Below are 14,474 nucleotides of genomic sequence, written 5' to 3'. Positions count from 1 at the left end.
ATGTTCCTTTGTGAAAATGACTGATCGTGATCACTGCCGCACGCAAAGCTGATCGACGCTCACCGGTCGGTCGAATGGCGGGGCAAACCCGAAGCGCCACCCCCGGATCGGGAGGTGGCGCGGATCACAGGGCCGGGGGTCGAACCCCGGGCATGTCGGGCCGTCAGACCCGGCGGATCGTGTTGATCGGCATCGCGTCGGCCTTCATCACCTTCACCACGTCACCGGTGTGCGGCGCGTGGACCACCATGCCGTTGCCGATGTACATCCCGACGTGGTGCCGGTCGCTGCCGTAGATCACCAGGTCGCCCGGCTGGGCCTGGTCCAGCGAGGGCACCCGGGTGCCGACGTCGCCCTGCTCCTGCGAGGTACGCGGCAGCGAGACGCCGGCCTGGGCGTACGACCAGAGCATCAGGCCCGAGCAGTCGAAGGTGCTCGGCCCGGTGGCGCCCCACACGTACGGCGAGCCCTGCTTGCTCATCGCCTTGGCCACGGCCACGGCCGCGTAGCCGCTGGCCGGCGGCAGGCTGCTGAGGTCGACCCGGGCCGCGCCGCGCGAGGCGCGGTCGTCCTGCTGCTGCTGGGCCTTCAGCGCGGCCCGCTCGGCGGCGCTGAGCGAGTTCAGCAGGTCCTGCGCGGCCTTCAGCTTCTGGTTGACGTCCGCCTTGGCCTGGTTGAGGTCCTTGGTGGTGGCGTCCAGCGAGGCCAGCACGGCGGCCGCCTCGGCCTTCTCCTGGTCCAGCCGGCGCTGCTGGTCGAGCAGGCCCTTGAGCGCCTCGGTCTGGGTCTCGCTGGCCTGCTGGACGCTCGACGCCTTGTCCAGGTAGCCGGTCGGGTCGGAGGAGAGCATCAGCTGGACCGAGGGGTCGATGCCGCCGGTGCGGTACTGCTCGCCCGCGACCTGGGCCAGGCCGGTCTGCAGCTGGCTCATCTGGTCCTGGCTGCGGGCCACCTGGTCCTGCAGCTGGTCGGCCTGCTTGCGGAGCTGGTCGGCCCGCTCCTTGGCACCGTTGTACTTCTCCGCCGCCTGCTCCTGCTCCTGCTGGAGCTGGTCGATCTGCGCCTTGACGTCGGACGTGTTCGGCTGCGGCGCGGCGTGCGCGGCCACCTGGGCGGAGAGGGCGACCGCGGTCGCAGCGGCAGCGGTGAGCACGGACACCCGCGCGCGGCTCGGCTGCTTGGGACGGCGGTGGGAGGCCAAGGGACCGGCTCCTTCTTCCAATGGACTCACCTGTTCAGGTGAGATTCCGGAAAATAGGTTTGACGCCAGACCCTAGTGAAGATCTATCCGTTTTGCCACTCCCCCGAAGGCGTGAACTGCGGTCCCCACGCCGGCTTCACCGGACCCGCACACCCCCGCGCAAAGCGCCCGAAAAGGGCACTGACCAGGGGTCACGGCCGCCGGCCCGGATCAGGGCCGGGCCAGCCGGTTCAGCAGCAGCACCGAGGCCACCGGGCGCGCGCCCGCCTTCCGCACGCCCTCCGCGACCTCCCGGTCGGTGGACACCACCACCACCGGACGGCCCTGCGGCTCGGCCCGGACCAGACGGCGGATCAGCTCGTCCGCGGTCTCCCCGGTCCGGCTGAACCGTACCCGCACCCCCCGCGGTGGCGCCATGATGACCGGCACGTCCAGGTCCTGCCCGTCGAACACACAGGTGACCTCCGCCTGGGTGCGCTGGGCCAGCATCGCCAGCCCGCCCAGCAGCCGGATCCGCTGCTGCTCCAGCGGCAGCGTCGGGTACCCGGTCTTGGTCACGTTGTAGCCGTCCACCACCAGGTGCACCTGCGGGATCGCCAGCAGCTGGTCCAGCAGCGCCGGATCGTCATCGGCCAGGCCGCGCCGGGCCACGTCGTGCGGCGAGGCCGCCCCCGGCACCACCGCCTCCACCAGGTCCGCCGGGCGGATCTGGGAGACCGGCAGCGCCAGCTCGCGCTGCAGGCCCTGGGCCGACTGCAGCACCGTGTCCAGCAGCAGCCGCAGCCGCATGTCCTCGACGCTGCGCCCCTCGCGGGCCGACCGGCGGCCCTGCTCGGCGGCGGTCTCCAGCTCGGACACCCGGTGCCGCAGCCGTCGCGCCTCGCCCTCGGCCGCACTTCGCTCGCTCGCGGCCTGCGCCTTCGCGGCCTCCAGCTCCCCGGTCACCCGCCTGGTCTCGGCCTGCGCCCGACGGGTGTCGCTCTCCAGCGACCGCACCTTCTTGCGCAGCGACTCGGCCTCCCGCCGGACGCCCTCGAACTCCGCCCGCTGGCGCTCCAGGTCCGCCCGCGCCGCGGCCCGCACCTCGGCCAGCTCGGCCTGCAGCTTCTCCACCAACCGGGTGGCCTCCGCCGCGGCGTCCTCGGCGCCGGCCCGCTCGGCCTCCTCGCCGGCCTCGGTGACCAGCCGGCTCCAACCCGCCGAGCGCACCAGGTAGGCGGCGGCCGCGACGTCCATCGGATCGGCGGCGCCCGGGACGGTACCCGACTCCAGCGCCTTCACCAGGTCCGGCTGGCCCAGCCGCAGCCGCTCCGCTATCCGAACCCGGAAGGCCGGCTCGGACTCCAGCGCCGCCGCCAGCGCGGTGGCCGCGTACTTGGCCCGCCGGGCCGGGGTGAACTTCACGTACTGCCGCAGGCCCTGCGGCAGCTCCGCGGGCGGCAGCCCGCCCAGCGCGTCCGAGGCCAGCCCGACCACGCGCCGACGCACGCCCTCCGGCAGCGGCCGGTCCAGCTTCTCGGCCGGCCGCTCCGCGGCGGCACCGGAAGCGGCTGCATCCGGATCAGCGGCGGCCGGCTCCGGTGCCTGCGCAGCGGGCTGAAGCCCCTGCGCTTCGCCGGGCTCCCTCGCTGCGTCCACCACGTCCTCGGCTCCGATCCTGGTCCAGCGGGTGCGGCCCCGCGGCCGCCCCTGTCGTCACGCTCCGTGCGTCTTGTCTGTATTGTCCCGTGCGGTGGACGGCCGCGTCGCGCACACCGTCCACCGCACCGGCGGGGTCAGCCCTGCTCGGCGGGGGCCTCCGCGCCCTCGGCGCCCGGGCGGGCCACCAGCTCGACCTGGTCCACGGCGTTGCACCAGCGGCAGCGCACCGACTCGATCGTCTCGCTGAGCACCTCGGTCTCCTCGACCTCGGACTCGCCAGCCAGGTCGAAGTGCAGGAACTCGGTCACCCGCGCGGTGCGGGTCACGTCGAAGCGGGTGAGGTTGCCGCACAGCGTGCAGCGCCAGCGCGTCTCGGCGGTCAGTGCGGGGACGGTCATCGGGGATCCTCTCGGCTGGTCCCTGGGTGGGCTAGGCGCTCCCCCCGGAGCCCCGGCGTCGGCGGCGGGAGACGGGATTGCCCGCCCCAAGCCTATTGCCTGGGGCAACCACCCCGACCACCGGTTGCCGGAAGACGGTGGCTAGTCCACCTGCCGTAAACCGCCGTGTCACCTGCCGCGCACGGAGGGATGCTTGGCCCCATGGCGCTCGCGGCCCCCGACCACACGGAAGCGCGGGGCGACCGCCCGGCGGTGCCCGCACCGGCGGTCACCTACGCCCTGATCGCTGTCAACACCCTGGTCTTCCTGCTCTGCCCGGCCGCCGGCCTCAACCCGCTGTACGGCAAGGGCCAGGCCCGGGTCTGCGCCGAGCAGCGGTACGAGCAGCGCTGGGGCGCCGTCCCCGCCGAACTGCTGACCGGGCACCCGCTCACCGCCGAGCAGCTGGCCGCCGGCCCCGACCCGGTCCCCGGCTGCCCCGCCACCCCCACCCCGGGCAAGCACCCGGCGCTCTCCGCCCTCACCGGACTCTTCCTGCACGCGGGCTGGCTGCACCTGCTGGGCAACCTGCTCTTCCTCCACGTCTTCGGCCCCACCGTCGAACGGCGGCTCGGCCGGGCCAGGTACCTCCTCTTCTACCTGGCCGCCGGCAGCCTCGCCTCGTACGGCTTCGCGCTCGCCGAGGCGCACTCGCCCGGCTCCACCCGGGTCCTGATCGGCGCCTCGGGCGCGATCTCCGCCGTGCTCGGCGCCTACCTGCGCTTCCACCCGAGGGCCCGGGTGACCACCCTGGTGCCGCTGCTCCTCTTCCTCCCGCTGCGCTTCCCGGCCTGGCTGGTGCTCGGCCTCTGGTTCGCCCTGCAGTGGTGGTCGGTGCACTCGGCCGGTCCCGGAGTGGCCTACCTGGTGCACGTGATCGGCTTCTCGGCCGGCTTCCTGTACGCCTGCACCGTGGTCGGACACCCCCCGCGACGACCCGGCTGAGGCCCGATACGCTGGCCGCACCCCACGAAGGAGCCGTGAACAGTGATCACCGCCATCGTCCTGATCAAGACCAGTGTCGACCGCATCCCGGAGATCGCCGAGGCCATCGCCGCGATCGAGGGCGTCAGCGAGGTGTACTCGGTGACCGGCGGCTACGACCTGGTGGCGATGGTCCGGGTGCGCCGTCACGACGACCTGGCCGAGGTCATCCCGGGCCGGCTGAACAAGGTCCCGGGCGTGGCCCACACCGAGACCCAGATCGCCTTCCGCACCTACTCCCAGCACGACCTGGAGGCGGCCTTCGCCCTCGGCCTGGACGAGTAGCCGTCAGTTCCCGCGGCGGCTGTCGGCGACGCAACGGCCGCCCTCGTTGCGGTAGTTCCACGCCGCGCCGTCGGTGACCAGCTCACGGACGGCGGTCAGGAAGCGCTCGACGTGCTCGTCCGGCGTGCCGGCCCCGAAGCTCACCCGGATCGCGTTCAGGCTGCGCTCCCCCGGGAGCGAGGGCTCCGGCGCCCCGCACTCGGACGGCGCCACTTCCTCGTCCCCCAGCAGCGTCCGCACCAGCGGGTGGGCACAGAACAGCCCGTCGCGCACCCCGATGCCGTACTCGGCGGACAGCGCGGCCGAGAAGTGCGAGCTGTTCCAGCCCCGGACGACGAAGGACAGCACGCCCACCCGGGCCGAGCCCTCGCCGAACAGGTTCAGCACCTTGACCTGCGGGATCTCCGCCAGTCCGGCCGTCAGCCGCTCGACCAACCGCCGTTCTCGGGCCTCCAGCACGTCGAAGCCGGCCTCGGTCAGCGCCCGGCAGGCCGAGGCGATCGCGTAGGCGCCGATGACGTTCGGCGAGCCGGCCTCGTGCCGGGCCGGGCCGGTGTGCCACTGCACCGCCACCGAGCCGTCCTGCTCCCGGGCCACCGTCCGGGTCGCCCCGCCGCCGGCCAGGTACGGCTCGGCCGCGTCCAGCCAGTCCGACCGTCCGGCCAACACCCCGGCGCCGAACGGCGCGTACAGCTTGTGGCCGGAGAAGGCGATCCAGTCGACGTCCAGCTCGCGCACCGAGACGCGGTGGTGCGGAGCCAGCTGGGCGGCGTCCAGCACCACCCGGGCGCCGTACCGGTGCGCGGTCGCGGTCAGCTCGGCGACCGGCCACAGCTCGCCGGTCACGTTGGAGGCACCGGTGACGCACAGCAGCTTCGGCCCCTCGGGCGCCGCGGCCAGCGCCGCCTCCAGGGCGGCCACCGCCTCGGCCCGCGAGCGCGGCGCCCGCAGGTAGCCGACCTCCAGCCCGGCGTGCGCCCAGGGCAGCAGCGAGGCGTGGTGCTCGGTCTCGAAGGCGAACACCCGGGTGCCGGCCGGGACGGCGGTGGCCAGCAGGTTGAGCGAGTCGGTGGTGGCGCGGGTGAAGACCACCTGGTCGCCCTCGCGCAGGTCGAGGAACTCGGCGACGGTCCGGCGGCTCTGCTCGAACAGGTCGGTGGACAGCTGCGACAGGTACCCGGCGCCGCGGTGCACGCTGCCGTAGTACGGGGCGTAGGCGGCGACGTCGTCCCAGACCCGCTGGAGCGCCGGTGCACTGGCCGCGTAGTCGAGCGCCGCGTAGCCGACCTTCTCGCCGCTGGCGAGCGGCACCTGGACGTCGTGGCCGAGGACGGCGAGCGGGGCGTGGAGGTCGAGGGAGACGGACATGGGGATGCACTCCTTCTGGGGTAAGGGACCCCGGGAGTGCTCGTCGTCCGGTGTCCGCGCTTGTCGCGCGGACGGCTTGCCCGGCGACCCGGTCCTCACCCAGGGCACCCCGCCACGGACGGAGGGTTGCCGGACAGCCAGCTGGGGCTTGACGCTGTCGCTCATGACCTGGCGAAGACTCTAGGTCGGGTACGTCGGACGGTCAAACAGCCATCCACCATCCGGACGGTGTCTCCTCGCCCGCTCGCCTCCGGGCGGGCGGAGCAGGGGCGGGCAGCCCCAGGGCCCGTGCCGACGGATCGGCACGGGCCCTCAACCACCGCCTCAGATCCGGCTGGTGGCCTCCGACCAGCGCCGCAGCAGCTCCTGCGCCGCGCCCGAGTCGATCGCCTCGGCCGCCCGGGCCATGCCCGCCGCGAGCTGCTCCGCCAGCGGCGCGTCGCCGAGGTCCATCGCGACCAGCGCCGCCGCCGTGTTCAGCAGGACGGCGTCCCGCACCGGCCCGCGCTCCCCGGCCAGCATCCGGCGCGCGACCTCGGCGTTGTACGCGGCGTCGGCCCCGCGCAGCGCCTCGATGCCGACCAGCTCGATGCCGACGTCCCGCGGGTCGAAGACGGTCTCGGTGACCACCCCGTCGCGCACCACCCACACCCGCGAGGTGGTGGTGATGGTCAGCTCGTCCAGCCCGTCGTCGCCGCGGAACACCAGCGCCGTCGCCCCGCGCCGGGCCAGCACGCCCGCGATCAGCCCGGCGAGCCGGGTGTCGAAGCAGCCGATGGCGTGCGAGGTGACCTTCGCCGGATTGGTCAGCGGGCCGAGGATGTTGAAGGCGGTCGGCACCCCGAGGTCGCGCCGCGCGGTGGCGGCGTGCCGCATCGAGGGGTGGAACTTGGCCGCGAAGCAGAAGGTGAGCCCGACCTCCTCGGCCACCTCGGCCACCCGCCGGGCCGACAGGTCCAGCGCCACGCCGAGCTTCTCCAGCACGTCCGAGGAGCCGCTGGAGGAGGAGGCGGCGCGGTTGCCGTGCTTGACCACCTTGGCCCCGGCCGCCGCCGCGACGATCGCCGACATGGTGGAGATGTTGACGGTCTTCGCCCGGTCGCCGCCGGTGCCGACGATGTCGACCGCCGGGCCGGGGATGTCCAGCGGCTCGGCGTGCTCGTACATCGCGTCGACCAGGCCGGCGATCTCGTCGACCGTCTCGCCCTTGGCCCGCAGGGCCACCATGAACCCGGCCACCTGCACGGGGGACGCCTCGCCGCTCATGATCCGGTCCATCGCCCACGCGGTGGACGAGCGGTCGAGGTCCTCCCCCTTCAACAGTGCCGCCAGGAGGTCCGGCCAGGTGCGGACCACCTGCGCGGGGTCGGTACCACCGTTCGCAGGGTTCACGTTCACCATGGCTGACTCCAGCTGTTGTCGGTTCCCCCGTGCCGGGGGACGTCCGTACGGATGCAGCCAGCCTATCGAGCGGCGGGGCGCCCGGGCCCCGGTCTTCTCTACTACTGAGACGACATCGTTCAGCGCGCGGCCGGGGCCCGCTTCGCCAGCCGTGCCCGCAGCAGGGTGCCGACCGCCCCGGCCAGCGCCACCGGATCGACCGGGTGGGAGATCGCGGCGTCGGCCCGGCTCCAGGCGGCGAGCCAGGAGTCCTGCGGCCGGCCGATCAGCACCAGCACCGGCGGGCAGCCGTAGATCTCGTCCTTGAGCTGGCGCCCGAGACCGAGCCCGCCGGCCGGGACCGCCTCACCGTCCAGCACGCAGAGGTCGATGCCGCCCTTCTCCAGTGCCTTGATCACCGCAGGGGTGGTCGCGCACTCCAGGTAGGACAGCTCCGGAAGATCCTCGGCGGGCCGGCGGCCGAGTGCCGTCAGCACCTGCTCGCGGGTGTTGCGGTCGTCGCTGTAGACGAGGACGGTGAGCGTCTCGTCGGTCGTGTACGCCATGGACCCTGCTCCCTCAAGTGTGATCCGGACCACGTTCACCTGATCCGGATGCTACCCCCGTTTCCCCCGTCTCCGGTCCCCCTCGCGCACGTTCCTCCCCGAGCCGCCCACGCCGACGGCTCACCCACCCGGAGGACGGTCCGTCACCCTGGCCCTCCCGGTCCACCCGGACGGCGGATGCGGCATCCTCTCCCCTTACACCCGGCACTGCGCCGCCCGTGCACCGACCCGCCGGGCACGGGGGTGGCGGACCCTCCGAGGAACCGTCAGAAAAGGGACACGCCGCTGCTCAGTCCCCGCACGGACCCTCCGTCGCCCCCCAAGCGGGCATACCGCACGCACCGGACACTCCGAGGGACACCCCCCGACGTGAAGACGGAATAAGGGACCGACATAATGTCCGTCGTGGCGACAGCAACAGCAACAGAAACCGGGCACGCGCACGGATCGGTCAATCGACCGAACATGGTCAGCGTCGGAACGATCGTCTGGCTCAGTTCCGAGCTGATGTTCTTCGCGGCCCTCTTCGCGATGTACTTCACGCTCCGCTCCGTCAAGGGAGCCGAGTTCTGGGCCGAGAAGGCGCACGCGCTCAACGTGACGTTCTCCTCGGTCAACACCACCATCCTGGTGCTCTCCTCGCTCACCTGCCAGCTCGGCGTGTTCGCCGCCGAGCGCGGTGACGTGAAGAAGCTCCGCGGGTGGTTCATCCTCACGTTCTTCATGGGCGCGATCTTCATCGGCGGCCAGGTCTACGAGTACACCGAGCTGGTCAAGAACGACGGCCTCTCGCTGTCCTCCGACCCGTACGGCACGGTGTTCTACCTGACCACCGGCTTCCACGGTCTGCACGTGACGGGTGGTCTGATCGCCTTCCTGCTGGTCCTGGGACGGACGTACGCAGCCAAGCGCTTCACGCACGAGCAGGCCACCGCCGCGATCGTCGTGTCCTACTACTGGCACTTCGTCGACGTCGTGTGGATCGGCCTGTTCGCGACCATCTACCTGATCAAGTAACCAGCTGATCAGGTCGCTGGCCACCGGCTGCGGCCCCCGCCCTCACCGGCGACGGGCCGCTTCTGCCGGTGCCGACGCTCCCACCGACCGACCGCGCGCGCAGCCTTGGACAGGCAGCCTCGTGCCGGCCAGACCGGCCGCCGGGTGCACCCACCAGTCGACCAGATCCTGACACCGGGGTTATTCCGTGAAAAAGCTCTCCGCACGACGGCGCCACCCATTGGCGGCGCTGGTCGTCCTACTTCTCGCCCTGGCGGCAACCGGGGGGCTGTACGCCGCGTTCGCGCCCGCCGACAAGGCGCAGGCCGACGTCGCCGCGCAGTCGCTCGCGATCGATGAGGGCAAGAGGCTCTTCGCCGTCGGCTGCTCCTCCTGCCACGGCATCAACGGCCAGGGCAGCAGCGAGGGTCCGAGCCTGGTCGGCGTGGGCTCGGCTGCCGTCGACTTCCAGGTCGGCACCGGCCGCATGCCGGCCCAGCAGCCCGGCGCCCAGGTGCCGCGCAAGCCGAAGATCTACACCCAGGGCGAGATCGACCAGCTCGCCGCGTACATCAGCTCGCTCGGCCCCGGCCCGATCGCGCCGAAGCCGGAGCAGTACAACTCGACCAACCCCGATGACATCTCCAAGGGTGGCGAGCTGTTCCGCACCAACTGCGCCCAGTGCCACAACTTCGCGGGCCAGGGCGGTGCCCTGACCAAGGGCAAGTACGCCCCGTCGCTGGAGGGCGTGGACGCCAAGCACATCTACGAGGCCATGCAGACCGGCCCGCAGAACATGCCGTCGTTCCCGGACAGCACCATGCCCGAGGAGCAGAAGAAGCAGATCGTGGCCTTCGTCCGCCACACCACCAACGATGAGCCCAACCCCGGCGGTCTCACCCTGGGCAGCCTCGGTCCGGTGACCGAGGGCCTGTTCGGCTGGATCTTCGGCCTCGGAACGCTCATCGCGGTCGCGATCTGGGTCGCCGCCCACACCACCAAGGCCAAGAAGTCATGAGCCACGACATGTCAGAAGACAAGCTCCCGGAGCCGCACGGCTCCGCCGGCGAGGTCGCCGACCACGGCAACCCGTTCGCCGACCCGGGCCTTCCGGCCCACGAGCCCCGCCGCACCGACATCGACGAGCGGGCCGCCAAGCGGGCCGAGCGCCAGGTCTCGCTGATGTTCGTGATCTCGATGATCGCCACCATCGGCTTCATCGCCTCGTACGTGGCCATCGACCCGGACCGGATCGTCTACATCTTCCCGCTGGGTCACGTCAGCGCGCTGAACTTCGCGCTCGGCCTGACCCTGGGTGTCGCGCTGTTCATGATCGGCGCGGGCGCGGTCCACTGGGCCCGCACCCTGATGTCGGACGTCGAGATGCCGTCCGAGCGTCACCCGATCGAGGCTTCCGACGAGGTCCGCAACGACGTCATCGAGCAGTTCAAGACCGGTGCCGCCGAGTCCGGCTTCGGTCGTCGCAAGATGATCCGCAACACCCTCATCGGGTCGATGGCGCTGGTGCCGCTCTCCGGCGTGGTCCTGCTCCGCGACCTGGGCCCGCTGCCGGAGAAGAAGCTCCAGGAGACGGGCTGGCGAGAGGCCACCCCGGCCAAGCCGCTGGCGCTCGTCAACATGAGCACCATGCAGCCGATGAAGCCCGAGGACCTCGTGGTCGGCTCGCTGACCTTCGCCATGCCGGAGGGTCTGACCACCCACGACGAGGACTTCCAGCAGCGCATCGCCAAGGACGCCCTGATGCTGGTGCGCATCGCGCCGGAGGACATCAAGGACGACAAGTCCAAGGACCTGGGCTTCGAGGGCATCCTCGCCTACTCGAAGATCTGCACCCACGTCGGCTGCCCGATCAGCCTGTACGAGCAGCAGACCCACCACGCGCTCTGCCCCTGCCACCAGTCGACCTTCGACCTGGCGGACGGCGCGCGCGTCATCTTCGGCCCGGCCGGCCACCCGCTGCCGCAGCTGAAGATCACCACTGACGACAAGGGCAACCTGGTCGCCACCGGCGACTTCGAGAAGCCTGTCGGCCCGAGCTTCTGGGAGCGTGCTCGATGAGTAGCGCGAGCAGCACCACGACCGGTGCCGCCAAGCCGTCCAGCACGCGCGCCAACCCCGCCAACAAGTGGGAGGCCGCGGCTGACTGGACGGACGGCCGGCTGGGGATCTACTCCCTCGCCAAGGCCAACCTGCGCAAGATCTTCCCGGACCACTGGTCCTTCATGCTGGGCGAGATCTGCCTCTACACCTTCGTCATCATCATCCTGACCGGTGTCTACCTGACGCTGTTCTTCAAGCCGTCGATGGCCGAGGTCGTCTACAACGGCTCGTACGTGCCGCTCAAGGGCATCGGGATGTCCGAGGCGTACGCCTCGACCGTGGACATCAGCTTCGAGATCCGCGGCGGTCTGCTGATCCGCCAGATCCACCACTGGGCCGCCCTGGTCTTCGTGGCCGCGATGCTCGTGCACATGATGCGCGTGTTCTTCACCGGCGCGTTCCGCAAGCCGCGTGAGATCAACTGGGTCTTCGGCTTCCTGCTGCTGGTCCTGGGCATGTTCGACGGCTTCTTCGGCTACTCGCTGCCGGACGACCTGCTGTCGGGTACCGGTATCCGCTTCATGGAAGGCGCGATCCTCGCGGTCCCGCTGGTCGGCACCTACATCCAGATGTTCCTGTTCGGGGGCGAGTTCCCCGGCCACGACATCGTGCCGCGGTTCTTCACCATCCACGTCCTGCTGATCCCGGGCATCATGCTCGGCCTGCTGGTCGCGCACCTGATCCTGGTCTTCTACCACAAGCACACCCAGTGGGCGGGCCCGGGCAAGACCGAGAAGAACGTCGTCGGCATGCCGCTGATGCCGGTCTACATGGCCAAGGCGGGTGGCTTCTTCTTCCTGGTCTTCGGCATCATCGCCGCCATCTCGGCGATCGCCACGATCAACCCGATCTGGGCGTACGGCCCGTACCGTCCGGACCAGGTGTCGACCGACGCCCAGCCCGACTGGTACATGGGCTTCTCCGAGGGCCTGATCCGCGTCATGCCGGGCTGGGAGATCAGCCTGTGGGGCCACACCCTGAACCTGGGTGTCTTCATCCCGCTGATGATCTTCCCGCTGGTCCTGGTCGCGATCGCGGTCTACCCGTTCATCGAGGGCTGGATCACCGGCGACAAGCGCGAGCACCACATCCTGGACCGCCCGCGCAACGCCCCGGTCCGCACCGCCCTGGGTGCGGCCTGGATCAGCCTGTACCTGGTCCTGCTGATCGGTGGTGGCAACGACCTGTTCGCCACGCACTTCCACCTGTCGCTCAACTCGATCACCTACTTCGTGCGCACCGGCTTCTTCGTGGTGCCGGTCATCACCTTCATCGTCACCAAGCGCTGGTGCCTCGGCCTGCAGCGCCGTGACAAGGAGAAGGTGCTGCACGGCCGCGAGACCGGCGTCATCAAGCGCCTGCCGCACGGCGAGTACGTCGAGGTGCACGCCCAGCTGCCGCAGAAGGACCTGCACACGCTCACGGCGCACGAGCAGAACCAGCCGATCGAGCTGCCGGCCCAGGCGGACGAGAACGGCGTGGCCCGCAAGGCCGGCGCCCTCACCCGCACCCGGGCCAAGCTCTCCCGCGGCTTCTACGGCGAGGGCAGCCAGATCCCCAAGCCGACCGCCGAGGAGCACCACGAGATCACCAGCGGCCACGGCCACCACTGATCCCGTACGCACCCCGCGTCACCCCGAGGGCCGCCGACCAGATGAACTCTGGTCGGCGGCCCTCGGGCTTTCTCGTACCCGCACCGCTTCCAGGAGCCACCCGTGCAGCTGTCCGTCGACCCCGCCTCCGCCACTCCCCCGTACGAGCAGATCCGCGCCCAGATCGCCGAGCGGGCCCGCTCCGGCGCGCTGCCCACCGGGCTGCGGCTGCCCACCGTACGGGCCCTGGCCGAGGAGCTGGGGCTGGCCGCCGGGACGGTCGCCCGGGCCTACAAGGAGCTGGAGGCGGACGGCGTGGTGGAGACCCACGGCCGGCGCGGCACCCTGATCGCCTCGACCGGGGACGCCGCCCACCGGCTGGCCGCCGAGGCCGCCACCGAGTACGCCGAGCGGGCGAGCCGACTGGGCCTGTCCCACGCGGACGCCCTGGCCGCCGTCGTCACCGCCCTGGGCGTGGCCTACCCCGGGGCCTGAACCCCGGGGCCCGAGCATCCGGGCCGTACCCTGGGCCTGAACCCCGGGCCTACATCTCGGGGCGCATCATCCCGGCGGCGGGGGCCTGGGCGGCGGGGGCGGTGGTGCTGAGCGGCTTTCCGAGCGCGCTGTGCTTGACCCAGTCGGTCCACGAGACGTTCCAGTCCCCGAAGCCGTTGCCGAAGGGCTCCATCTTGGCGCCGCGGCTGTTCACCACCGTGACCAGGTCCCCCACCCGGGTGTTGTCATAGAACCACTTGGCGTTGTCGGTGCTCATGCCGGTGCACCCGTGGCTGACGTTCTCGACGCCCTGCGAGCTGACCGACCAGGGCGCCGCGTGGACGTACTCGCCGCTCCAGGTCACCCGGGTGGCCCACTCGACGTTCAGGTCGTAGGAATCCGAGGTGCCGGCGGCGATGCCGATCGTCTCGCCGTTCATCCGGACCGAGCGCTCCTGGCCGAGCACCACCTTGATGCCGTTGCGGGTGTCGAAGCCGGGCCTGCCGGTGGTCACCGGGATGGTCCGGAGCACCTGGCCGTCGCGCTTCAGGGTGAGCTCGTGGGCGGCCGCGTCGATCACCGTCTCGACCCGCGCGCCGATCCGCAGCCGCAGCGAGCTGCGGTCGCCGCCGTAGAGGCCGTCGGCGATCCGGCTGCCGGTGTCGTCGAAGACCAGCGACACGGTCGTGCCGACCGGCCAGTACTCCTGCGGGCGGAAGTGCAGGTTCTTGTCGTCCACCCAGTACCAGGCGCCGGTGACGGCCGGCTGGGAGGTCACGGTCAGCGCCTGCTCGACCTCCTGCCGGGCCTGCGGGTCCTTCACCGCCTCGGACAGCTGGACGGTGAGCGGCTGGCCCACGCCGTAGACGCCGCTGCCGGAGGAGTCCGGGCCGAGCTTGGCGTTGAGCAGGCGCTGGGCCGCCAGGGTGCGGAATTTCCGGGTGGTGTCGCCGCGGCCGTTCTTCCCGTCGTCGGCGGATATCCGCACGGCGTACGCGGTGCCGGCCTTCAGCCGCCCGGTGGTCTGCCAGCTGCGCTGGTCGTCGGCGAGCTTGCCGGCCACCACCCGGCCGTCCGGGCCGATCACGGTGACGTCGGTGAGCCGGCTGCCCTCCAGGGCGGTCACGGTGACCGGTTTCGAGGGGTCGACCTTGTCCTCGGCCGAGAGGCGGACGAGCGGGGCCGCGTCGATCCGGTGCGGTCCGGAGGACTCGTCGTCCCCGGACGAGCAGGCGGCCAGCGGGGCCAGCACTGCCATGGCCAGCGAGATGCTGCCGATTCCTGCGATTCCGCGCCTGTCGGCCATGACCGCCTCCGAGGGGTCCGCACGATTCGAACGATTGATCAGATCGTAGGAACAGCCCGGATCGAGCGACATCGGAGCGACCCTCCGTTGACCCGGGTGAGT

General features: G+C 71.4%; 14 protein-coding genes and 1 riboswitch. Of the genes, 7 read left to right on the top strand and 7 right to left on the bottom strand.

Features of this window, described 5'->3' with window-relative positions; translation table 11 throughout:
- Window positions 1-163: 163 nt before the first annotated feature.
- The 3 genes from BOQ63_RS31345 to BOQ63_RS31335 all read right to left on the bottom strand — a co-directional run bounded on the left by BOQ63_RS31345 (window position 164) and on the right by BOQ63_RS31335 (window position 3,240).
- Window positions 164-1,201: a C40 family peptidase gene (locus tag BOQ63_RS31345; protein ID WP_030282787.1), complete on the bottom strand. Its 1,038-nt coding sequence runs from the start codon at window positions 1,199-1,201 to the stop codon at window positions 164-166.
- A gap of 210 nt (window positions 1,202-1,411) precedes the next feature.
- On the bottom strand, window positions 1,412-2,839 hold the full coding sequence (locus tag BOQ63_RS31340; protein WP_079184112.1) for an NYN domain-containing protein: 1,428 nt from the start codon (window positions 2,837-2,839) through the stop codon (window positions 1,412-1,414).
- A 137-nt stretch (window positions 2,840-2,976) separates the two neighbouring features.
- The gene (locus BOQ63_RS31335) at window positions 2,977-3,240 is read right to left on the bottom strand and encodes a hypothetical protein (protein ID WP_030282783.1); all 264 of its coding nucleotides are present in this window, start codon (window positions 3,238-3,240) and stop codon (window positions 2,977-2,979) included.
- 201 nt (window positions 3,241-3,441) lie between these two features.
- On the opposite strand from BOQ63_RS31335, the gene BOQ63_RS31330 reads away from it, so the two are divergent.
- Window positions 3,442-4,224, top strand: a complete 783-nt coding sequence (locus BOQ63_RS31330; RefSeq protein ID WP_050366817.1) for a rhomboid family intramembrane serine protease — start codon at window positions 3,442-3,444, stop codon at window positions 4,222-4,224.
- Window positions 4,225-4,266: 42 nt separating this feature from the next.
- On the top strand, window positions 4,267-4,548 hold the full coding sequence (locus BOQ63_RS31325) for an Lrp/AsnC ligand binding domain-containing protein (RefSeq protein ID WP_030240061.1): 282 nt from the start codon (window positions 4,267-4,269) through the stop codon (window positions 4,546-4,548).
- A 3-nt stretch (window positions 4,549-4,551) separates the two neighbouring features.
- Here BOQ63_RS31325 and BOQ63_RS31320 read toward each other — a convergent pair whose 3' ends face one another.
- The 3 genes from BOQ63_RS31320 to BOQ63_RS31310 all read right to left on the bottom strand — a co-directional run bounded on the left by BOQ63_RS31320 (window position 4,552) and on the right by BOQ63_RS31310 (window position 7,862).
- A complete protein-coding gene (locus tag BOQ63_RS31320) occupies window positions 4,552-5,916 on the bottom strand; it encodes an aminotransferase class V-fold PLP-dependent enzyme (RefSeq protein ID WP_030282778.1) in 1,365 nt (454 codons plus the stop codon).
- A gap of 51 nt (window positions 5,917-5,967) precedes the next feature.
- Window positions 5,968-6,085: riboswitch (SAM riboswitch) on the bottom strand.
- A gap of 155 nt (window positions 6,086-6,240) precedes the next feature.
- Window positions 6,241-7,317, bottom strand: a complete 1,077-nt coding sequence (gene trpD, locus BOQ63_RS31315; RefSeq protein ID WP_030549994.1) for an anthranilate phosphoribosyltransferase — start codon at window positions 7,315-7,317, stop codon at window positions 6,241-6,243.
- Between the two features lie 119 nt (window positions 7,318-7,436).
- Complete coding sequence (locus BOQ63_RS31310) at window positions 7,437-7,862, bottom strand: response regulator (RefSeq protein WP_030282774.1); 426 nt, start codon at window positions 7,860-7,862, stop codon at window positions 7,437-7,439.
- A gap of 396 nt (window positions 7,863-8,258) precedes the next feature.
- Here BOQ63_RS31310 and ctaE point away from each other — a divergent pair, with 396 nt between their 5' ends.
- The 5 genes from ctaE to BOQ63_RS31285 all read left to right on the top strand — a co-directional run bounded on the left by ctaE (window position 8,259) and on the right by BOQ63_RS31285 (window position 13,066).
- The gene (gene ctaE, locus BOQ63_RS31305) at window positions 8,259-8,879 is read left to right on the top strand and encodes an aa3-type cytochrome oxidase subunit III (RefSeq protein ID WP_030282771.1); all 621 of its coding nucleotides are present in this window, start codon (window positions 8,259-8,261) and stop codon (window positions 8,877-8,879) included.
- A gap of 187 nt (window positions 8,880-9,066) precedes the next feature.
- The gene (gene qcrC / locus BOQ63_RS31300; protein WP_030282770.1) at window positions 9,067-9,876 is read left to right on the top strand and encodes a cytochrome bc1 complex diheme cytochrome c subunit; all 810 of its coding nucleotides are present in this window, start codon (window positions 9,067-9,069) and stop codon (window positions 9,874-9,876) included.
- Window positions 9,877-9,884: 8 nt separating this feature from the next.
- Entirely contained in the window at window positions 9,885-10,937 is a 1,053-nt protein-coding gene (gene qcrA, locus BOQ63_RS31295) for a cytochrome bc1 complex Rieske iron-sulfur subunit (protein WP_033348072.1), read from the top strand.
- Window positions 10,934-12,592, top strand: coding sequence for a cytochrome bc1 complex cytochrome b subunit (gene qcrB, locus BOQ63_RS31290; RefSeq protein WP_030282765.1), 1,659 nt, complete (start codon window positions 10,934-10,936; stop codon window positions 12,590-12,592). The genes qcrA and qcrB overlap by 4 nt, the downstream gene beginning before the upstream one ends.
- 102 nt (window positions 12,593-12,694) lie before the next feature.
- Entirely contained in the window at window positions 12,695-13,066 is a 372-nt protein-coding gene (locus BOQ63_RS31285) for a GntR family transcriptional regulator (protein WP_030549993.1), read from the top strand.
- Window positions 13,067-13,115: 49 nt separating this feature from the next.
- Here BOQ63_RS31285 and BOQ63_RS31280 read toward each other — a convergent pair whose 3' ends face one another.
- Window positions 13,116-14,372: a L,D-transpeptidase gene (locus BOQ63_RS31280; RefSeq protein ID WP_046386418.1), complete on the bottom strand. Its 1,257-nt coding sequence runs from the start codon at window positions 14,370-14,372 to the stop codon at window positions 13,116-13,118.
- Between the last annotated feature and the right edge of the window lie 102 nt (window positions 14,373-14,474).

It is taken from the genome of Streptomyces viridifaciens (assembly GCF_001888885.2).
Taxonomy (GTDB): domain Bacteria; phylum Actinomycetota; class Actinomycetes; order Streptomycetales; family Streptomycetaceae; genus Kitasatospora; species Kitasatospora aureofaciens.
This window is presented reverse-complemented; position numbering and strand designations above follow the sequence as displayed.

What these genes read in the sequence shown, in the direction of transcription:
- BOQ63_RS31335 (WP_030282783.1), bottom strand. Translation starts at nt 3,240, where the DNA reads ATGACCGTCCCCGCACTGACCGCCGAGACGCGCTGGCGCTGCACGCTG.
- BOQ63_RS31330 (WP_050366817.1), top strand. Translation starts at nt 3,442, where the DNA reads ATGGCGCTCGCGGCCCCCGACCACACGGAAGCGCGGGGCGACCGCCCG.
- BOQ63_RS31320 (WP_030282778.1), bottom strand. Translation starts at nt 5,916, where the DNA reads ATGTCCGTCTCCCTCGACCTCCACGCCCCGCTCGCCGTCCTCGGCCAC.
- trpD (WP_030549994.1), bottom strand. Translation starts at nt 7,317, where the DNA reads ATGGTGAACGTGAACCCTGCGAACGGTGGTACCGACCCCGCGCAGGTG.
- BOQ63_RS31310 (WP_030282774.1), bottom strand. Translation starts at nt 7,862, where the DNA reads ATGGCGTACACGACCGACGAGACGCTCACCGTCCTCGTCTACAGCGAC.
- ctaE (WP_030282771.1), top strand. Translation starts at nt 8,259, where the DNA reads ATGTCCGTCGTGGCGACAGCAACAGCAACAGAAACCGGGCACGCGCAC.
- qcrA (WP_033348072.1), top strand. Translation starts at nt 9,885, where the DNA reads ATGTCAGAAGACAAGCTCCCGGAGCCGCACGGCTCCGCCGGCGAGGTC.
- qcrB (WP_030282765.1), top strand. Translation starts at nt 10,934, where the DNA reads ATGAGTAGCGCGAGCAGCACCACGACCGGTGCCGCCAAGCCGTCCAGC.
- BOQ63_RS31280 (WP_046386418.1), bottom strand. Translation starts at nt 14,372, where the DNA reads ATGGCCGACAGGCGCGGAATCGCAGGAATCGGCAGCATCTCGCTGGCC.